This is a genomic window from Soonwooa purpurea (assembly GCF_053891095.1).
Map to the genome: position 1 here is coordinate 69,890 of NZ_JBSSMA010000013.1, position 16,764 is coordinate 86,653.

Consider the following 16,764-nt stretch of genomic DNA (forward strand, 5'->3'; position numbering starts at 1 on the left):
ATTATGAAAAAAATCTTTACAATTTTAGGTGTATCTGCAGCAATGTTTGCTAGTGCTCAAACAAATTTATTTGCAGGTTCAGATTTTAACGACTGGGCAGCATTTCAATCAAGCTTAGGATTTGCTCTTAAATCAGGAGAACAAAGTGTTGATGGTGGTGTAGGTGGTACAGGTGCTTTAAAAATCACTGACAATACTTCGACGTCAAACATCTACGTTATGACAGCTAATAAAAATATGAATACTACAGGTATCAATTATATTACTGTTAAATTTAAAGGTGTTTCTGGAGGTATCTCTTTCAATGCTGGTGATAAGTTCTTTAACGTTCCTGCTAACACAACTAGCGACGTAACTTTATCAGCTGCTACGCAAAATGCTTATACAGGAAGTATCAACGCTAGCGATTGGATTACTGTTACATTAGACCTTACTGGTGTTTCTTGGGATACTAATTCTTTCTCTATCAAACTTCAAAAAAGTTCAACTAACGCATTGTTCGTAGATGATATCAAAGGAACTGCAACATTAGCAGTAGGTGATGTTAACGGAACTAAAGCTAACTTGGTGAAAAATACAGTAGTTGCTAACGAATTAATCTTCGGACAAGCTGCTAACGTATCTGTAATCAACATGGCTGGTCAAGTTGTTAAAACTGCAGAAGTTAAAGAAAACACTAGACTAGATGTTTCTAACTTAACAAAAGGAACTTACATCGTTACTGCAACAGTTAATGGTAAAGCAGTTTCTCAAAAAGTTATCAAAAAATAATTATTTTTCTTAGAAAAATAAAGAGGCTTCCAAAATTTGGAAGCCTTTTTTGTGTTTAGGATTTTTTCTGAAAGCTAGAAAGCTTTATCGCATTCTTGATAAGCCTCCCCGGTCGAAAGACTGTTTTCACACTTTTTATACTACTGGCGCCTACTTCCTCTGGCGTATCCTTGCCCTCGCTAGAGCCACCTGCTTGTAAGGTAAAGTACTCACCAACATAGACAATCTTACCATCGCCAACATCATCGGCAATTTTGGAAAAGGTACTTTCCAGAACCGCCAGTATATCCGCTTTGGACACTGTAGAAGTGCTGGCAGCATACTTTGCAAGATCTTCTAGTGTGGTCTTGCCATCGCCTACGATATTGGCATAATACTTGGGTGGGGCGGCAAAATCTCTTGGGTTTTTGCGCGCTACAACATTAAATTTGATTGGCATAACTAATAAATTTTTTGTTAAACATTTGGTTTTTAATATCTAAACTAATGTAAAAAAAAAATGAATACACCAACCTATTTTTTTAATAGACTATATACTTCCCAAAAACACCTTGTTGTTCTTATGAAAACACCTTGATGTTTTTATGAAAACACCTTGTTGTTTTTGTGAAAACACCTTGTTGTTTATAAAGCCACAGCTTTCTAACTATTTTTCCATACGTATATAAAAGCCTTGTTAGAGCAAGGCGCTTCAACAAGGCTCTAAAAAATAATTAATAAACCCCTCGACGAAGATTACTCAACAGCGAGCCAAGATTTAGGAGCAGCGTGTATCGTATTCTGTAGCCATAATCCTTCATCGCAGGTTCGAAACCAAGAGAAGACTGAACAGGGAAATAAACCTCCAAAAAGTCTGGAATAATTTTTAGTTTAACCCCAGAATCCCAAATAAAGTCTGCCCCTTGTCCTTTACTTTTATAAAGTCCAAAATCAGCATACAAGTTAAACATCTTCCAAACGTGAGAATCGACATTAACACTGGTAATCCATTGGTTGGCTTTGGTTCTAAAGTCAGATTTGAAACCACCTTCTGCTAAAATATATTGTTGAGACAAAATCCCCGTAGTCGCACTTTGTCCTAACAAACCGTAAGAAAAAGCATAGTTTGATACTTTAGAAATTCCATAATCAAATGTATCATTTTGGGTATTGTTATTAATGAAAACACCGCCAAAAAATCTAAAACTTATCTTTTTGTTTTTCGCATACTCCCAACGGTAAAACGCTTCAGTCGATAATTTTTGAAAATCTTCCATCCATTGGAAACCTGCATTAATGTATTTTTCGTGGATTAAAGCATTGTCGCTATACGAGTAACCAACATTCCACAAGTTATACTTCCCATATTCTTTTGCTAAAATACGTTTGGCATCCAAATCTTTTTGGAAATGTCCATAACTGAAATATAAGTTTCGTCCAATCGCACTTCTAGGATTTTTATTAAATGAAAAATTAGTAAAAAAGCTGTAAGTCTGGTAAGCCAAATCATAATCGTAATGGAAGTAAGATGCCGAGCCACCAATCTGCCAACTTCTAAAAAAACTGTCCGCTGGCATAATATTGTAAGAAACGCCAGCTTTACCAGTCAATTGTCCAGTCCCGGTACTGTAATACGGCGATACAGAATAGACAAACTTTTGATCGAAAACGCCTTTATTAACGAGATTAAAACCTAACATCACTTTATCATAAGCATTGAAACTTAGCCGTGGCGAAATGTAAAGCTCATTAAATTCGGGATTCGGAACATCTTTTATCAGTTTTAATTTTAGTCTTTTCATATTAGAAAAAAGACCTTTGGTATACAGATAATTGTCTCTAAAATTGGTTTCAGGAAAAGAAAATTCGTCATTTACAATAATCTTTTCTGCATCGTTGGCTTTTATTTGATAGACTTTAGAATCTGCATCTGCGTATTGCCATTGCATTTCTTTTTGCCCAGATTCGGTTTCGGCTTGCAGTTTGAAAGGTAGATTGTACTTCCCAAGTTTATTTATTTTAACATCGAAAGCATCATCTTTTCGCGTAAATTTTTTAAGATTAAAATTAACACGATTTTTTTCTTCAATTAAAGAAGATAAAAAACGAGAATTTCCGCCACTTTCCCACTCAAGTTTTGACAAAAAATCACTTGCAACAACTGGTTTCTGAAAATGATTTGAGAAATACGAATTTAAAAATGAATTAAATTTCGAAAAACCCATTTGATCAGCAACAAAATAAAACAGAATTCCCGTTTCAAAATGACTAATTGCAAAAGCGTTAAACTTACTTAGATTCTCGTAATTTTCGTCGATTTTTTGATCGAGGTTTTGTGTCAAAATATATTGATAAGCCAACGGATAACGCTCTGTCAATTTAAGTTTTGCCGCATGGAAGATTTTCAGAGGCTTCATCCCAAGAATTTTGGCTTGCTCTGGCAAATCGCCCAATAGCTTATGATGGGGATAAAATTCTTTAATATATTGTATCTCGCTGTAGGTTTGCAAACCGTTTTTCAGCCAATGGTCTTCATTCTTTTCATTAATAAATAAAGCATCCATAAGCTGTTTTGATAAAATGCTAAAATAATGAAGATCTACTTTTTCGGCATCAGAAAATAATTTGTAATGAAACTTCCAAAACTTAATATCATCAATACCGACAAATTTTTCGCTGGATCTGTACCTTTCACTTATAAATATCTTTTTTGGAAGATTTCCAAAGCGTTTCTTCAAAAATTTAAAATGAAGCGGTGCAAAAAAAGCCAAGCTTTGGCGGTCTTCTTCGGTAATTGCATAGCCAAAAACGAGTTTTATAGTTTCGTTATCAACCTCAACATCGAGCGCATCAATCTTGTTATAACTAATAAAAAATTCGGGATCATTGGTGGACACACCTTCGAAAGTATGCGGATTTATTTTGACAAGACTTGACTCCGATTTATACAATTCTGAAAGCTCAAAATTGACGTTCCAATAAGAATTGCTGTTCAGGTTCTGTTCGATATCCAAAAAATGTTTCGGGTACTGATTTTCGTTTTCAAAACTATCTGGAACGATGAAAAAATATTTCAGATTAATATCCTTTTCCCCAACGCCATAACCTGTGAATTTAACATTAGGAAGCTTTATCTCATAAGTTAAATTAATTGTTATGGCTTCTTTTGGTGCCAACATTTTATCCAGATAAAAGTATAAAAACTCCTCGTTAAGCTGCTCATAATCTTTGCTATTATTAGCGCCTTCAATATGCAGATTTCTAAGTGCACCAAGCTCATTGGCTTTCGCAAAATACAAATCTTTTTTACGGTCTTGGAGTTTTCTTTTAAGAAGTGGCGTACTTCTGTTTTGGTAAGCAGCCACCCAATTTTGAAGTTTAATTTTGTCGGTAGGCTTATCAAACGGATTGTGATAAACGATCTGCTGCGCCACAATCAAACTTTGCGCATCAGCGGATAATTTTGCGGAAATCCTAATGCTATCTTGTTGTCCAAAACACCAAAATCCTCCCATCAAAAACAAGCTACTCAAAAATAATTTCTTCATCAAATATTTGGAATAATCAAATCTACAAAAAAATAATTCGATTTTCTTTATAAAATCCTATCAATAAAGCCGATTAGGATTCAATTTTTCTTAATTCTAATTTAATATTTAAATACTTTTTAAAAAAAAAGCTGCCTTCGATAAATCTCGAAGACAGCTTTTACATTAATTAAATATTTGGGCAAATTATAAAGCATTTTTGTAAGCTTCCCAACCAGCTATTTTGTATTTCACAGCTTCTTGTTCTGGATTCTCAGCTTTATAAATGCCACGTCCTACGATGATGAAATCGGTATGATAATTTGTAATCACCTTCTCTGGCGTGTTGTATTGTTGACCTTTGTTATCGCCTGCATCCGAAAGGTTGACACCCGGCGTCATCAACAGCAGATTATCTGCAATTTGGTTTTGTGCAACACAAGCCATCACGTTAGCTTGTGACTCGATGATTTTTGTGGCTTCTTCACGATAATGTGCATCGGTCAAAGTTCCCTTGGAAGACATCCCCAAAATAGCAACAACGCCAACGTTATGAAAACCGTCCAGACTTTGGCTACCACCAATAACTTGCGCGGTTACCAGATCTGCCCAATTGGAAATCTTGTACATGCCGTACGAGAATTGCAATTCCTGTGTATTTCCGATATCTGCAAATTTGCGATCTTCCATGATGAGGAAGTTATGTTTTTGTGCTAAGTCTTTTAATGGTAAAATCGTAGAATCTGGATCAAAATCGGTTAAAATATCGATATGTGTTTTTAGCGCAACAATATGCGGTCCCACCATATCTGCAAAGTCTAACAATTCTTTGGTTGACAAAACATCAGCCGAAGCAATAAGATTTGAGTTTTTAGCGATGGCAATTTCCAAAAGTCGTTTGCCCATCGGATGTTCCACAATGTGTAGTTTGTCTTCATAAGAAATTTTTCTCTTCTCTTGAAACTGAACTTGATTGCCATTAAGAAAATCATTAATTCTTTGAACTTCTTCATCAGTAAGCTGTTCAACTTCTTTCAAAATTTCAACAACTTCCGAAATGGAGAATAATGTATGAACATTGTAGCCTTTAGCTTCTAGTTTTTCTTTTCCGCCTTGCTCTCTGTCAAGTACTACAACGATATCGGAAACATTAAGACCTTCGTTCTCTACCTCATCAATAGTTTCAATCAAAGACTTTCCAGAAGTGATGACATCTTCTACCAAAAGACAATTATCGCCTTTTTTATAAATTCCTTCGAGAAGTTTTTTTGTACCATAGGTTTTGGCTTCTTTTCTTTTAATAATCAATGGAATATAACTTTCCAAAGACATCGCCGTTGCCATTGGAAGCGCTGCATAAGGCACACCACATATTACATCAAAATTGTCCAAAGGCAACATATCCAAAAGATAATTTGCCAGTTTTTTGAGAATTTTGGGTTCTGATGCTAAAGGTCTTAGATCGACATAAAAAGGGCTTTCTATTCCACTTTTTAGGGTGAAGCGACCAAATTTGATAATCCCTAGTTTGTAGCATTCTAAAAAGAATTCTTTTTTACTTTCCATTTTTACTTTTCACTTTCTACAAAGTTAAAATTTAATTTGTAAAAAAGAAGTATGCTTTTGCTACGAATCGTGGAAAATCGGCTTAAAATTCGGAAATTTGCAATATGAAACGTCCTACACAAGATATCATCAATCTTCTTAATGAAAAAGCAGACTTCTACAATCACATCGATTTTATAGAAAATGATCCTATCCAAATTCCGCATCGTTTCGAGATAAAACAAGATATTGAAATTGCGGGATTTCTCTCCGCAAGCATCGCGTGGGGCAACCGAAAAGCGATTATCAAAAATGCTGATCTTATTATGTCTTTGCTAGAATATTCGCCTTATGATTTTGTTCTTAATTTTAAAGAATCTGATCTAAAATCATTTCCTGACAAAGCGGCGCATCGTACGTTTCACATGGAAGATTTAAAATATTTTTTAAAACAATTCCAAAGAATCTATCTAGAGCATGAAAGTTTGGAAGATCTGTTCCTTTTAAAAAACAACGAAACCAATTTTTATCACCCGATAGAACGTTTCAGAAATACTTTTATCCAAGAAGAACATCGCGCCAAAAAACATGTAAGCTCACCGTACAAAAATTCTGCTTCCAAACGAATCATGATGTTTTTGCGATGGATGGTACGGGAAGATAATCGTGGGGTTGACTTTGGGATTTGGAAAAATATTGATCAAAAATATCTTTCTATCCCGTTGGATGTACATACCGCTAATATTTCGAGAAAACTTAATCTCGTGAATCGCAAACAAAACGATTGGAAAACTTTGGAAGAATTGGATTTGGTTCTTCGAGAACTTAATAATAATGATCCTGCCGTGTACGATTATGCTTTATTCGGACTTGGCATCAGCAAGGAGTTTGAATAAAAGAAGCAGCTCTTTAGGAACTGCTCCAGTAGATAGACATCTCATTTTGTTTAGTTAGTACTCTATAAAAAGAGATAGCTAACCAGCCATCTCAAAATGTATCAAATCAAGTATAGTAATATCGAAAATAGGTCTTGTAGAACGTGTCATTTCCATTATTTCTGTAATAAAGGTATAAAATAATTCAACATCATAGATTAACTGAATGTTAAAAAATAAAAAAACTCAGTTTTCACTGAGTTTTATATATTATTTTTCGATTTTTCTTTGTAAGACCTCATCGACCATTCCGTAGCTTTTAGCCTCTTCGGAAGTCATCCAATAATCTCTATCCGAAGCTTTCTCCACCCACTCGTAGGTTTGTCCAGAATGTTGGGAAATAATGTCATAAAGTTCTTTTTTCAACTTCAACATTTCTCTCAAATTAATTTCCATATCCGATGCTACACCTTGCGCGCCGCCACTTGGTTGGTGGATCATCACACGAGAATGCTTAAGAGCAGAACGTTTTCCTTTTTCACCAGCTACTAACAGCACCGCTCCCATAGACGCTGCAATACCTGTACAAATTGTTGCTACATCGGGTTTTATAATCTGCATCGTATCGTAAATTCCCAAACCTGCATAAACGCTACCACCTGGCGAATTGATATAAATCTGAATATCTTTTGACGGATCTGAACTTTCTAAAAACAAAAGTTGAGCGGTTACGATATTTGCCACTTGATCGTCAATCCCAGTTCCTAGAAAGATAATCCTGTCCATCATCAATCTTGAGAAAACATCCATTTGTGCGACATTCATACGACGCTCTTCCATAATATAAGGCGTCAAATTGGTTGGATTAAACAATCCCATATATTGATCGGTTGCTAAGCCGTTGATCCCTTGGTGTTTTACCGCGAAATCTCTAAATTCTTTTTTTAAGTCCATATAGATTGGTATTTTTCTTAGTTCTCTTTTGCAATATCTATTCCTTTGCTAAAATACGTCATTCTGTCACAAAATCCTATACAATAAAGCATCTAGTTGGTTACGAAGTTGCGTCAATTTTATAATTTTTAAATAAATATCTTCTTTGTGTTCTTCTTCCTCCAGTTGGTGTTTGAGTTCTTCAACGATTTTCATCACATATTCACGCTTATAACGAAGGATGGTATCTTGGACCATCTTGGGAACCACTTCTTCTTCTGAACTGAAATAAATATTATACTTCGACCAATCACTTGTTTCGTAAGGGTTAATAAGTGTATCTGCCATTTTGCTCGAAATATCTTCATCCAATAATGAGAAGAAAAATGAACTGGATCGTAACTCATCTTCTTGAAGTCCCAATTTTATTTCGTGAACAATTTTTTGATTAATCTCTGTTTGAAGTTGGCAATCGTCTTCCTCCAAATGCTGGATAATCTCCTCTATCACCGTTATTTTGTAAGATTCACCTTCTGGATCCTTGCGTTCTATAACCACATCACCAAATTTCATCATCAATTCTATCAACTTTTCTTCTAGCACAAAAAGTGGACTGATTTTGATTTCTGGCTCTGTGACAACTTCTAGTTTTTGGACTTGTTGAAGTTGTTGTGGTCGCGGCTTGTGTTCTTTATCTTTAGAATCTTTCTGTATCTGAAGCTCATTAAACAAGTTCTGCTCGCTAAGTTTAAACTTATTAGCAACCTCTTTGAGATAAATCTCCTGTTTTAATCCATTAGTTACAAAAGCTACAGATTTTACAATTTCGCGAATAGCTTCGGCTTTTTTTATCGGATCATTTTCTGTATTTCTGAAAAGAATTTCAGCTTTAAAATCGATAAAATCCTGCGCATGTTCCTGAATGAAAGATTCTACGTAATCTTGCGGATGCTTTCTGGAAAAACTATCTGGATCATCACCATCTGGAAATAACAATACGCGGATATTCATCCCTTCGGAAAGCAACATATCAATACTTCGGAAACTCGCTTTAATACCCGCTGCATCACCATCGAAGAGAATCGTCACATTCTCCGTAAGACGTTTGATTAATTTGATTTGTTCTACCGTAAGGGCCGTTCCGCTACTCGCCACAACATGTTCTATACCAGCCTGATGCAGCGCAATAACATCCATATAACCTTCCACCAACAGACACAAATTCTGCTTCGAAATAGCTTGTTTGGATTGAAACAAACCATACAAAACATTGGATTTGTGGTAAATTTCCGTTTCTGGGGAATTAAGATATTTAGCCGTTTTTATCGTATTATTGAGAATTCTACCTCCGAATCCTAAAACACGCCCCGAAAAACTATGGATGGGAAACATCACCCTTTCGCGAAAACGATCTACACCTTTTGGCGCATTTTCTGGGAAAACAGAAAGTCCCGATTTTTCTAAAATCTCCTTGTCATAGCCTTTCGCTAAAGCAAATTCTGTAAAAGCATCTTTCTTTTCTGGCGAATATCCTAACTGAAATTTCTTAATAATATCTTGTCGAAGTTCTCTTTCTTTAAAATACGAAAGTCCGATCTGTTGACCTTCCTCGTCATCCCACAGCTGATGAATAAAGAAATCGTTGGCAACCTCATGGATTTTATAGATCAAATCTTTTTGGTCACGTTGCTGCTTTTGTTCAGGAGACATCTCGACAACATCTTCCTCCACGGCAATACCATATTTTTTTGCTAAAAAACGTAAAGCCTCAGGATAAGAGAATCCTTCTAATTCTTTAAGAAACGTGATAACACCGCCACCTTTACCAGAAGAAAAATCTTTGAAAATCTGCTTACTCGGTGACACAATAAAACTCGGTGACTTCTCATCCACAAAAGGACTCAGACCTTTTAGGTTAGAGCCTGCCCGTTTGAGCTGCACATATTCGCCGATAATTTCTTCGATACGAACGGTGGAAAATATTTTATCAATTGTCTCTTTGGTTATCACAATTATATCAGAATTGTATTAAAAATCGTTGTATAAAAGTTTACAAATTTAAGATTTGAATTTAAGATGAAGGCTAATATTTAAAGATTAAATATATAAATGTTTTTAAATAAAAGTTTTAGACTTAATTTTGTCCAAATTTTTAAGAATGGAATTCAAGATTAAAAATATTGAAGAATGGCAATCTATCGTTGATTATGTTAAAGAACAACTGGATCGACCGATTCTTTTATTAAAAGGAAATTTGGGTGCTGGCAAAACAACTTTTACGCAACAATTGGTTGCAGCGCTTGGAAGTCAAGACGAAGTCAGCTCGCCAACCTATTCCATTGTTAATGAATACAATTCTCCGCAAGGGAAAATTTTTCATTTCGATTTATACCGTTTAAAAAACATTGAAGAAGCCTATGATTTCGGTATCGAAGAATATCTGGACAACGCCTTTCTTTGCATAATCGAATGGCCCGAAATCTATGAAACAGAACTTTTGCCATCCGAATTTCACGACATGCAAATCACCAGTACGGGTGATGCGCGCATAATTAATTTCAGTTAATAAAGTAATAGGCAAGTTGATTATATTTGTATCTTTAAATAAAATATAAATTTTGCAGAGTTAATGAGTCATACTTCTACCATATTTACACCTTTCAAAGAGGAAGAACTTATTCCGAAAGAGGAAAAGTTAGAGATTGTACGTAAAGGGAAAATGCATAGTATAGGCGTTCCAAAAGAAACTTGTCTTTCAGAAAAAAGACTTTGCCTCATCCCAGATGCCGTCCATATTTTGGTACAAGCTGGTCACAAAGTGATTATCGAAAGTGGCGCTGGCGAAGGCTCTCATTTTACAGATTTGCAATATGCCGAGGTGGGCGCCATTATTACAGAGGATCCCAAAGAAGCTTTTTCGCAAGACATTATTTTAAAAATAAATCCGCCGACATCAGAGGAAATTAGTTTTTTAAAATCCAATACGTATCTCATCTCTGCACTACAACTTAATCTTCAAAGTAAAGATTATTTCTTACAATTGTCCGAGAAAAAAGTGAATGCCATTGCTTTTGAATTTATCACCGACGAATATCAACAACTGTCATTGGTACGACTCATTGGAGAAATCGCAGGAAGTATTTCGATACTTTACGCCTCAGAACTTTTGGCGTCTTCCAGTGGTTTGATGTTAGGTGGTATTACAGGTGTTAGGCCTACAGAAGTGGTCATCATCGGTGCAGGCATCGTTGGCGAATTTGCAACCAAAGCAGCCATCGGACTTGGCGCAAGCGTTCGTGTTTTTGATAATTCGTTGTCAAAACTAAGACGATTGCATTCTTTAATTGACCATCGTGTGCCGACTTCCATCATCGATCCGCGCGAATTAACCAAAGCCATAAGACGTGCTGACGTGGTTATTGGTGCGCTTCCACGTCCTAACCTTCCGCCTATAGTCACAGAAGATATGGTCTTAAAAATGAAAAAAGGAAGCGTTATTATTGACATCACTGTGGATAACGGCAAAGCGATTGAAACATCAGAATTAACCAGTCTAGAAAAACCTTTCATCATAAAACACGACGTTGTACATTGCGGGCTTCCCAATTTAACATCAAAAATGCCAAGAACCACAACCAAAGCAATTAGCAATTTCTTTTTAAGCTATATTCTTGGAAACGACGAAGATGGCGGTTTCGAGAATATGCTACTTCAAAAAAAAGAGGTCAAGCAAAGCCTTTACATGTACAAAGGTCGACATACCAAACAAATTATTTGTAAAAAATTCGATTTACCCTATCACGACATCAACTTATTGATTTTCTAAAATTAAATAATGCTCAAAAAACTTAAATTTTATTTTATTGGATTTATTCCAGGACTTCTCGTTGTATTGTTTATTTTAAACAAAAAAGGTACGAGTTGCTCCTACTTTCCGAACGACCGCGTTATCGCTGAAAGTATGACAAAACCTGTTGCGTTACCTAAAAACATCGAAACAGAATTAAATGTTTTAAAAATTGACAAAGCTTTTCTTAAAGACTCCATCATTGGAAAAGGAAAAATCGATTTTGATAAAAGCCAGGCTCAAAAACAACCTTTTCCAGAATATTATTTGACGTCACCGGAAAAAAATCCGAAGTACGAAATTACTTACGAAAAAGGAAAAGATTCATTAAACATTAAAACTTTCAAAAAAATCCGATAAACATTTGACAGACTTTTCATAGCTTTGCATTCATGTTTAACCCAGTAACATATTATTACGGAATATCAACCTGCATCTAGGATGAACATTTCGTATACATGATATTAACCTCGTCCTAGGACGGGGTTTTTTGTTTTTAAATATTAAAATATAAAATGAAAATAGGACTTATCGGCGTCGGACTCATTGGCGGATCCATGGCTTTAAAACTCAAAGAAAAAAAATTTACTTCAGAAATTATTGCTTTTGATAAAAGTGATGTGCATCTGCAAACCGCTAAAGAACGACAGATTATTGATAGAATTTCTAGTTTCGAAGGCTTGATAAAAAACTCGCAAATCATCATCATCGCTTTACCTGTTGAAGCTACGAAAGTCCTTTTGCTAGAAGTTCTTGACAGGATTTCTGATAAGCAAATCGTTATGGATGTAGGCTCCACAAAACATGAAATTTCAAAAATAGTTGACAATCATCCGAAACGTAAAAACTATGTTGCAAGCCATCCGATGTGGGGAACCGAACATAGTGGTCCAAACGCTGCGACCGTTGATGCCTTTAGCAATCGTGCTGCTGTTATTTGTAATCCTGAAGATTCTTATGATTTTGCCATAGAATATGTAAAACAAATCTATGAAAATCTTGACATGAATATTCTCTACATGGATGCCGAAAAACACGATATGCACACGGCTTATATTTCACATATCTCGCATATTACATCCTATGCTTTAGCCAATACAGTTTTGGAGAAAGAACGCGAAGAAGATACCATTTTCCAATTGGCAAGTTCAGGATTTTCGAGTACGGTAAGACTCGCAAAATCGCATCCCGAAATGTGGGTTCCCATTTTTAAACAAAATAAAGAAAATGTTTTAGATGTTTTAAATGAACATATTTCGCAGCTCAAAAAATTTAAATCGGCTTTAGAAAAAGAAAATTTTGAATTCTTAGAAGAATTAATTCTCAATGCTAACAAAATCCGAGGAATTTTGGACAAATAAAAAAAGGCGTACAAAAATTTGTACGCCTTCTATATCTTAACATTCTGGGACATTGACTGCTACAGCCAAGCCACCTTCTGATGTTTCTTTGTATTTAGAATTCATGTCCAGCGCAGTTTCCCACATGGATTTAATAACATTATCTAGAGAAACTCTTGCCTTGCTAGGATCGCCTTCTAAAGCTAAATATGAGGCTGTAATGGCTTTAATAGCGCCCATAGAATTTCTTTCGATACACGGGATTTGCACCAAACCGCCAATAGGATCACAAGTTAAGCCAAGATGATGCTCCATCGCAATTTCTGCAGCCATCAAAACCTGTCCTGGACTACCGCCTGAAATCTCTGTTAAAGCTGCTGCAGCCATAGCTGATGACACGCCAACCTCTGCCTGACAACCGCCCATGGCAGCCGAAATGGTTGCATTCTTTTTAAATAAAGTTCCGATTTCGCCAGCTGTCAAGATAAAACGAATGACATCGTCTTCTGTATTAAATTCTGTAAAAGTCTGTGCGTACATCAACACAGCAGGAATTACACCACTTGCACCATTGGTTGGTGCGGTTATAATTCTGCCAAAAGCTGCATTTTCTTCGTTAACCGCCAAGGCAAAACAACTCACCCATTTGGTTATAGAATTAAAACTTTTTTCTTCGGCACAAACCAAATTAAACCATTCATGCAGGTTTTTATAAATTTTGGCACCTAGAAGCTTTTCATTCATTTCGGAAGCGCGGCGCGTTACATTGAGCCCGCCAGGGAGAATACCTTTTTTGTTGATTCCTTTATAAATACATTCTTTAATATTTCTCCATATTTCCAGAGCTTGTTGATCAGTTTCTTCTTTGGAACGCCAAGATTCTTCGTTGAGATAAATTAAATCTGAAATACGCTCAAGCTTTAAATGCTCTACATATTTAAGAATATCTCGACCGTGATGGCAAGGATACAAAGTCCTGATACACATATCATTATACGTATTATCCTCTTTCGTACCGACAAAACCGCCACCCAACGAATAATAATCTTGTACTAATTCTTGACCATTGTTAAAAACAACCCTGAAAATCATACCGTTAGGATGAAAATCTAGCGTTTTTTCTTTATTTAAAATTAAATGAAAACCGTAAACAAAAGGAATCTTGTGAGTTCCGTCCAAATAAAGATGTTGCGATGTTTTTATGGTTTCTATCTTTTCATCAATTTTTGTGGTATCGATGGTTTTAAAATCTTCACCAGAAAGTCCCAACATGCCAGCAATATCTGTCCCATGCCCAATTCCGGTCTTTGCCAAAGAACCAAAAAATTCCACAAAAACCTCTTTAACCTCTTCAAGCTTTCTATCTTTTTTAATAAGATTCAAAAACATTTCGGCAGCATTCCAAGGTCCCATGGTATGTGAGCTAGAAGGTCCTATTCCGACTTTTATAATTTCAAAAACACTGATCGATTCCATTTAATAAAATTAGGGCTCTAAAGATACTATCAAATTACAAATTAAAAAGCACCAAATTTAAAATTTGTTAGATTTTAAAAACTTCGTGGAGAATTGCAGAAACTTCTTTTGGTTTAGTCGCTGGGAATAAATGGGTTGCATTTTTAATAATATAATCGGGCTTCGAATTTTTGATGGGAAAAACGATGTCTTTGTCGGCCATTATCTGGATAATATCTGGTATTTTCTTGAACTTCCACTCCGATATTTTCTCAATAGACCACTTAAGATAATAAGGATTCCGCACACGGAAGTAGTTGTTAATACGCGGATTTTTGGGATCAAACAGCTTGCGGAGGAAGGTATAGACAATGGTGGAATTGTCATTAAAGAAACGCTCGGGCATCAATCTTGGAATTTTTGTGTAACCTCCAAATTTTATTAAATGGGATTTTTCTTCGTCAGAACGGATGCTACCCAAAATAACGACTTTTTTGGCGGGCTTCACACGATGAATTTCTTGTACAATAATGCCTCCAAATGAATATCCCAATAAACAAAATTCTTGAGAATCATCTATCCTATCAGCCATTCTTTTGACATAATGTAAAAATTCTTCCTGACTTTCCGGAATGAGCCAATCCAAAAATATGACTTCTAGATTTTGATCAAAATTTAACTTTTCGAGAACGGTAAAATCGGCTCCGAGACCGCTTACAACATATAATTTCATACACTAAAATACTCCCAAAATTAGGAAACAAAAAAAGAACAGACAAGCTGTTCTTTTTTAAATATTCTTAAAGTTTGCAATTATTTTGCAGTAACTTTTACTTTCATATCGATATCGTCTTTTACCAAAACATCTTGCATTGTAGATTTGTATGCAATATCGAATTTTTGACGATCAAAACTGAATTTGTCACTTACGATGCTTGCAACGCCTTTGCTAACACCAACTTTTGCTGGAAAACTCACTGGGTTTGTTTTTCCTTTTATCGTTAAATTACCTGTAATAGTTGAATTAAACACTTTGTCCGAATTTGGTTTTACAGAAGTAATCACAAAAGTTGCAGTTGGATATTTTTCAACTTCAAAAAAGTCGCCGTTTTTAAGATGTCCGTCCAATTTTGCTTTGTACTCACCTTGGAGATCTGTAGCGCTAATAGTGGTCATATTTAATACGAAAGACCCTCCTACCACTTTGTTTCCTTTAACAACAATATTTCCTGATTTTACATCAACTGTACCATCATGTGAAGAAGCTTCTGATTTTGCAATTTTGTAACCCCACCAATGTACATCTGATGCTACCACTTTTTTAGTTTGACCAAATGCTAAACTACCCATCATTAAGGCTACCAATGCTAATTTTTTCATTATATATTTGTTTAAAAATTTCTGGTGCAAACATACCAATAATGATTCTAAATAAAAATTGATTTATGTTAAGAATTTGATTTAAAAAAAGCCTACCCGAAGATAGACTTTAAAGAAAAGATTATAATAAATTGATTAGTCTCCTAAAGGTAAATTGTAAGAAACCCCTACACCAACTGTACCTGCATTATACTTCTGATCAGCAACCTGGCCTTTATCTCCAGTGAATACTTTTGTATAATGTGCATAGAAATTCCAATCTTTGTTATGGTAACCAATTTCTGGTCGCATGTAAAAACCGCCATCTGGTCTTTGTGTATTATAAACTTCGTTGTTTGTAACGGTGTCATCACCAACGATAAATCCATAACCAAGGTCGGCACCTAGATAAAATCCATATTGCTGAGGATAAATCCTAAACAACGCAGCAACAGGTACAACACCGAAATCGTTATTCTCTACTTTTACGTTATTAATCGTTGCTGATTTTCCGAAGAAGTGGTTATAGCCCGTTGCTATCCCCAAACCAAATCCTGGTGCAACCAAATTCTGGTACGATACGTCCAATCCGACATTGGCCGAAGTGTTACCTCCTGTGGATACACCACCATTAACACCAACTTTAATCATATTGTTCATATTCGAATCTTGGGCGAAAGCCAGACCTCCAGCTAATACACCAATTGTAAATAATGCTTGTTTTAAAAATTTCATAATTCAATTTTTTAGTTTTACGAGCTAGGTACTTGAAAAATTTATGCCAAAAACAAGATTAACTAAAAAACCAAAACATATGCAATTATTAATCAAACACTTACACAAATGCACAAAATAATAAACCTCAAAAAAAATGAATAAAACCTATAATTATCAATAAAAACACAAGACAATTTCAACCTATAGAAACATAATAAATAAAAAAGCGCCTAGAATAAACAATTCTAAGCGCTTTTTGTTTCTTGATGATTTTATCTTGCAGAGAGGAAGGTATTCGAACCTACCCAATAACAGAGTGTTATAAAATACTATTTATTTGATTTATTGAACATTACAATTATTACAATTCATTAAAATTCTTTTAAATAGTATATGATAGTATTTAAATTGGGTGT

At 35.2% G+C, this 16,764-nt stretch carries 15 protein-coding genes; 6 read left to right on the plus strand and 9 right to left on the minus strand.

From position 1 onward, the window contains the following. The first annotated feature begins 3 nt into the window (after nucleotides 1-3). Nucleotides 4-771 (plus strand): T9SS type A sorting domain-containing protein, encoded by a 768-nt coding sequence (locus tag ACVFVN_RS11955; RefSeq protein ID WP_456235429.1) that lies wholly within the window; start codon nucleotides 4-6, stop codon nucleotides 769-771. A gap of 55 nt (nucleotides 772-826) precedes the next feature. On the opposite strand, the gene ACVFVN_RS11960 is transcribed toward ACVFVN_RS11955, so the two are convergent. From ACVFVN_RS11960 to pyrF, 3 genes are all read right to left on the minus strand, one after another. Then, on the minus strand, nucleotides 827-1,210 hold the full coding sequence (locus ACVFVN_RS11960; protein ID WP_456235430.1) for an HU family DNA-binding protein: 384 nt from the start codon (nucleotides 1,208-1,210) through the stop codon (nucleotides 827-829). A 274-nt stretch (nucleotides 1,211-1,484) separates the two neighbouring features. Then, nucleotides 1,485-4,298 (minus strand): aminopeptidase, encoded by a 2,814-nt coding sequence (locus tag ACVFVN_RS11965; RefSeq protein ID WP_456235431.1) that lies wholly within the window; start codon nucleotides 4,296-4,298, stop codon nucleotides 1,485-1,487. Between the two features lie 186 nt (nucleotides 4,299-4,484). Next, nucleotides 4,485-5,843: an orotidine-5'-phosphate decarboxylase gene (gene pyrF / locus ACVFVN_RS11970; RefSeq protein WP_456235432.1), complete on the minus strand. Its 1,359-nt coding sequence runs from the start codon at nucleotides 5,841-5,843 to the stop codon at nucleotides 4,485-4,487. A 104-nt stretch (nucleotides 5,844-5,947) separates the two neighbouring features. On the opposite strand from pyrF, the gene ACVFVN_RS11975 reads away from it, so the two are divergent. Then, a complete protein-coding gene (locus tag ACVFVN_RS11975) occupies nucleotides 5,948-6,718 on the plus strand; it encodes a TIGR02757 family protein (protein WP_456235433.1) in 771 nt (256 codons plus the stop codon). A 249-nt stretch (nucleotides 6,719-6,967) separates the two neighbouring features. Here the strand turns inward: ACVFVN_RS11975 and clpP are convergent, their stop codons facing one another. Next, complete coding sequence (gene clpP / locus ACVFVN_RS11980; protein ID WP_165130582.1) at nucleotides 6,968-7,651, minus strand: ATP-dependent Clp endopeptidase proteolytic subunit ClpP; 684 nt, start codon at nucleotides 7,649-7,651, stop codon at nucleotides 6,968-6,970. Between the two features lie 66 nt (nucleotides 7,652-7,717). Next, entirely contained in the window at nucleotides 7,718-9,640 is a 1,923-nt protein-coding gene (gene dnaG, locus ACVFVN_RS11985) for a DNA primase (protein ID WP_456235434.1), read from the minus strand. 148 nt (nucleotides 9,641-9,788) lie between these two features. On the opposite strand from dnaG, the gene tsaE reads away from it, so the two are divergent. The 4 genes from tsaE to ACVFVN_RS12005 all read left to right on the plus strand — a co-directional run bounded on the left by tsaE (nucleotide 9,789) and on the right by ACVFVN_RS12005 (nucleotide 12,838). Beyond that, nucleotides 9,789-10,196, plus strand: coding sequence for a tRNA (adenosine(37)-N6)-threonylcarbamoyltransferase complex ATPase subunit type 1 TsaE (gene tsaE, locus ACVFVN_RS11990; RefSeq protein ID WP_456235435.1), 408 nt, complete (start codon nucleotides 9,789-9,791; stop codon nucleotides 10,194-10,196). A gap of 63 nt (nucleotides 10,197-10,259) precedes the next feature. After that, complete coding sequence (locus ACVFVN_RS11995; RefSeq protein ID WP_456235436.1) at nucleotides 10,260-11,456, plus strand: alanine dehydrogenase; 1,197 nt, start codon at nucleotides 10,260-10,262, stop codon at nucleotides 11,454-11,456. Between the two features lie 9 nt (nucleotides 11,457-11,465). After that, nucleotides 11,466-11,837, plus strand: coding sequence for a hypothetical protein (locus ACVFVN_RS12000; RefSeq protein WP_456235437.1), 372 nt, complete (start codon nucleotides 11,466-11,468; stop codon nucleotides 11,835-11,837). 155 nt (nucleotides 11,838-11,992) lie between these two features. Beyond that, nucleotides 11,993-12,838: a prephenate dehydrogenase gene (locus ACVFVN_RS12005; protein ID WP_456235438.1), complete on the plus strand. Its 846-nt coding sequence runs from the start codon at nucleotides 11,993-11,995 to the stop codon at nucleotides 12,836-12,838. A 36-nt stretch (nucleotides 12,839-12,874) separates the two neighbouring features. Here the strand turns inward: ACVFVN_RS12005 and ACVFVN_RS12010 are convergent, their stop codons facing one another. From ACVFVN_RS12010 to ACVFVN_RS12025, 4 genes are all read right to left on the minus strand, one after another. Continuing rightward, nucleotides 12,875-14,293: an L-serine ammonia-lyase gene (locus ACVFVN_RS12010; RefSeq protein WP_456235439.1), complete on the minus strand. Its 1,419-nt coding sequence runs from the start codon at nucleotides 14,291-14,293 to the stop codon at nucleotides 12,875-12,877. A gap of 67 nt (nucleotides 14,294-14,360) precedes the next feature. Beyond that, complete coding sequence (locus ACVFVN_RS12015; RefSeq protein WP_456235440.1) at nucleotides 14,361-15,005, minus strand: alpha/beta hydrolase; 645 nt, start codon at nucleotides 15,003-15,005, stop codon at nucleotides 14,361-14,363. Nucleotides 15,006-15,085: 80 nt separating this feature from the next. Then, nucleotides 15,086-15,652, minus strand: a complete 567-nt coding sequence (locus ACVFVN_RS12020; RefSeq protein WP_456235441.1) for a YceI family protein — start codon at nucleotides 15,650-15,652, stop codon at nucleotides 15,086-15,088. A gap of 135 nt (nucleotides 15,653-15,787) precedes the next feature. Next, the gene (locus ACVFVN_RS12025; protein WP_456235442.1) at nucleotides 15,788-16,366 is read right to left on the minus strand and encodes a hypothetical protein; all 579 of its coding nucleotides are present in this window, start codon (nucleotides 16,364-16,366) and stop codon (nucleotides 15,788-15,790) included. Nucleotides 16,367-16,764: the final 398 nt, after the last annotated feature.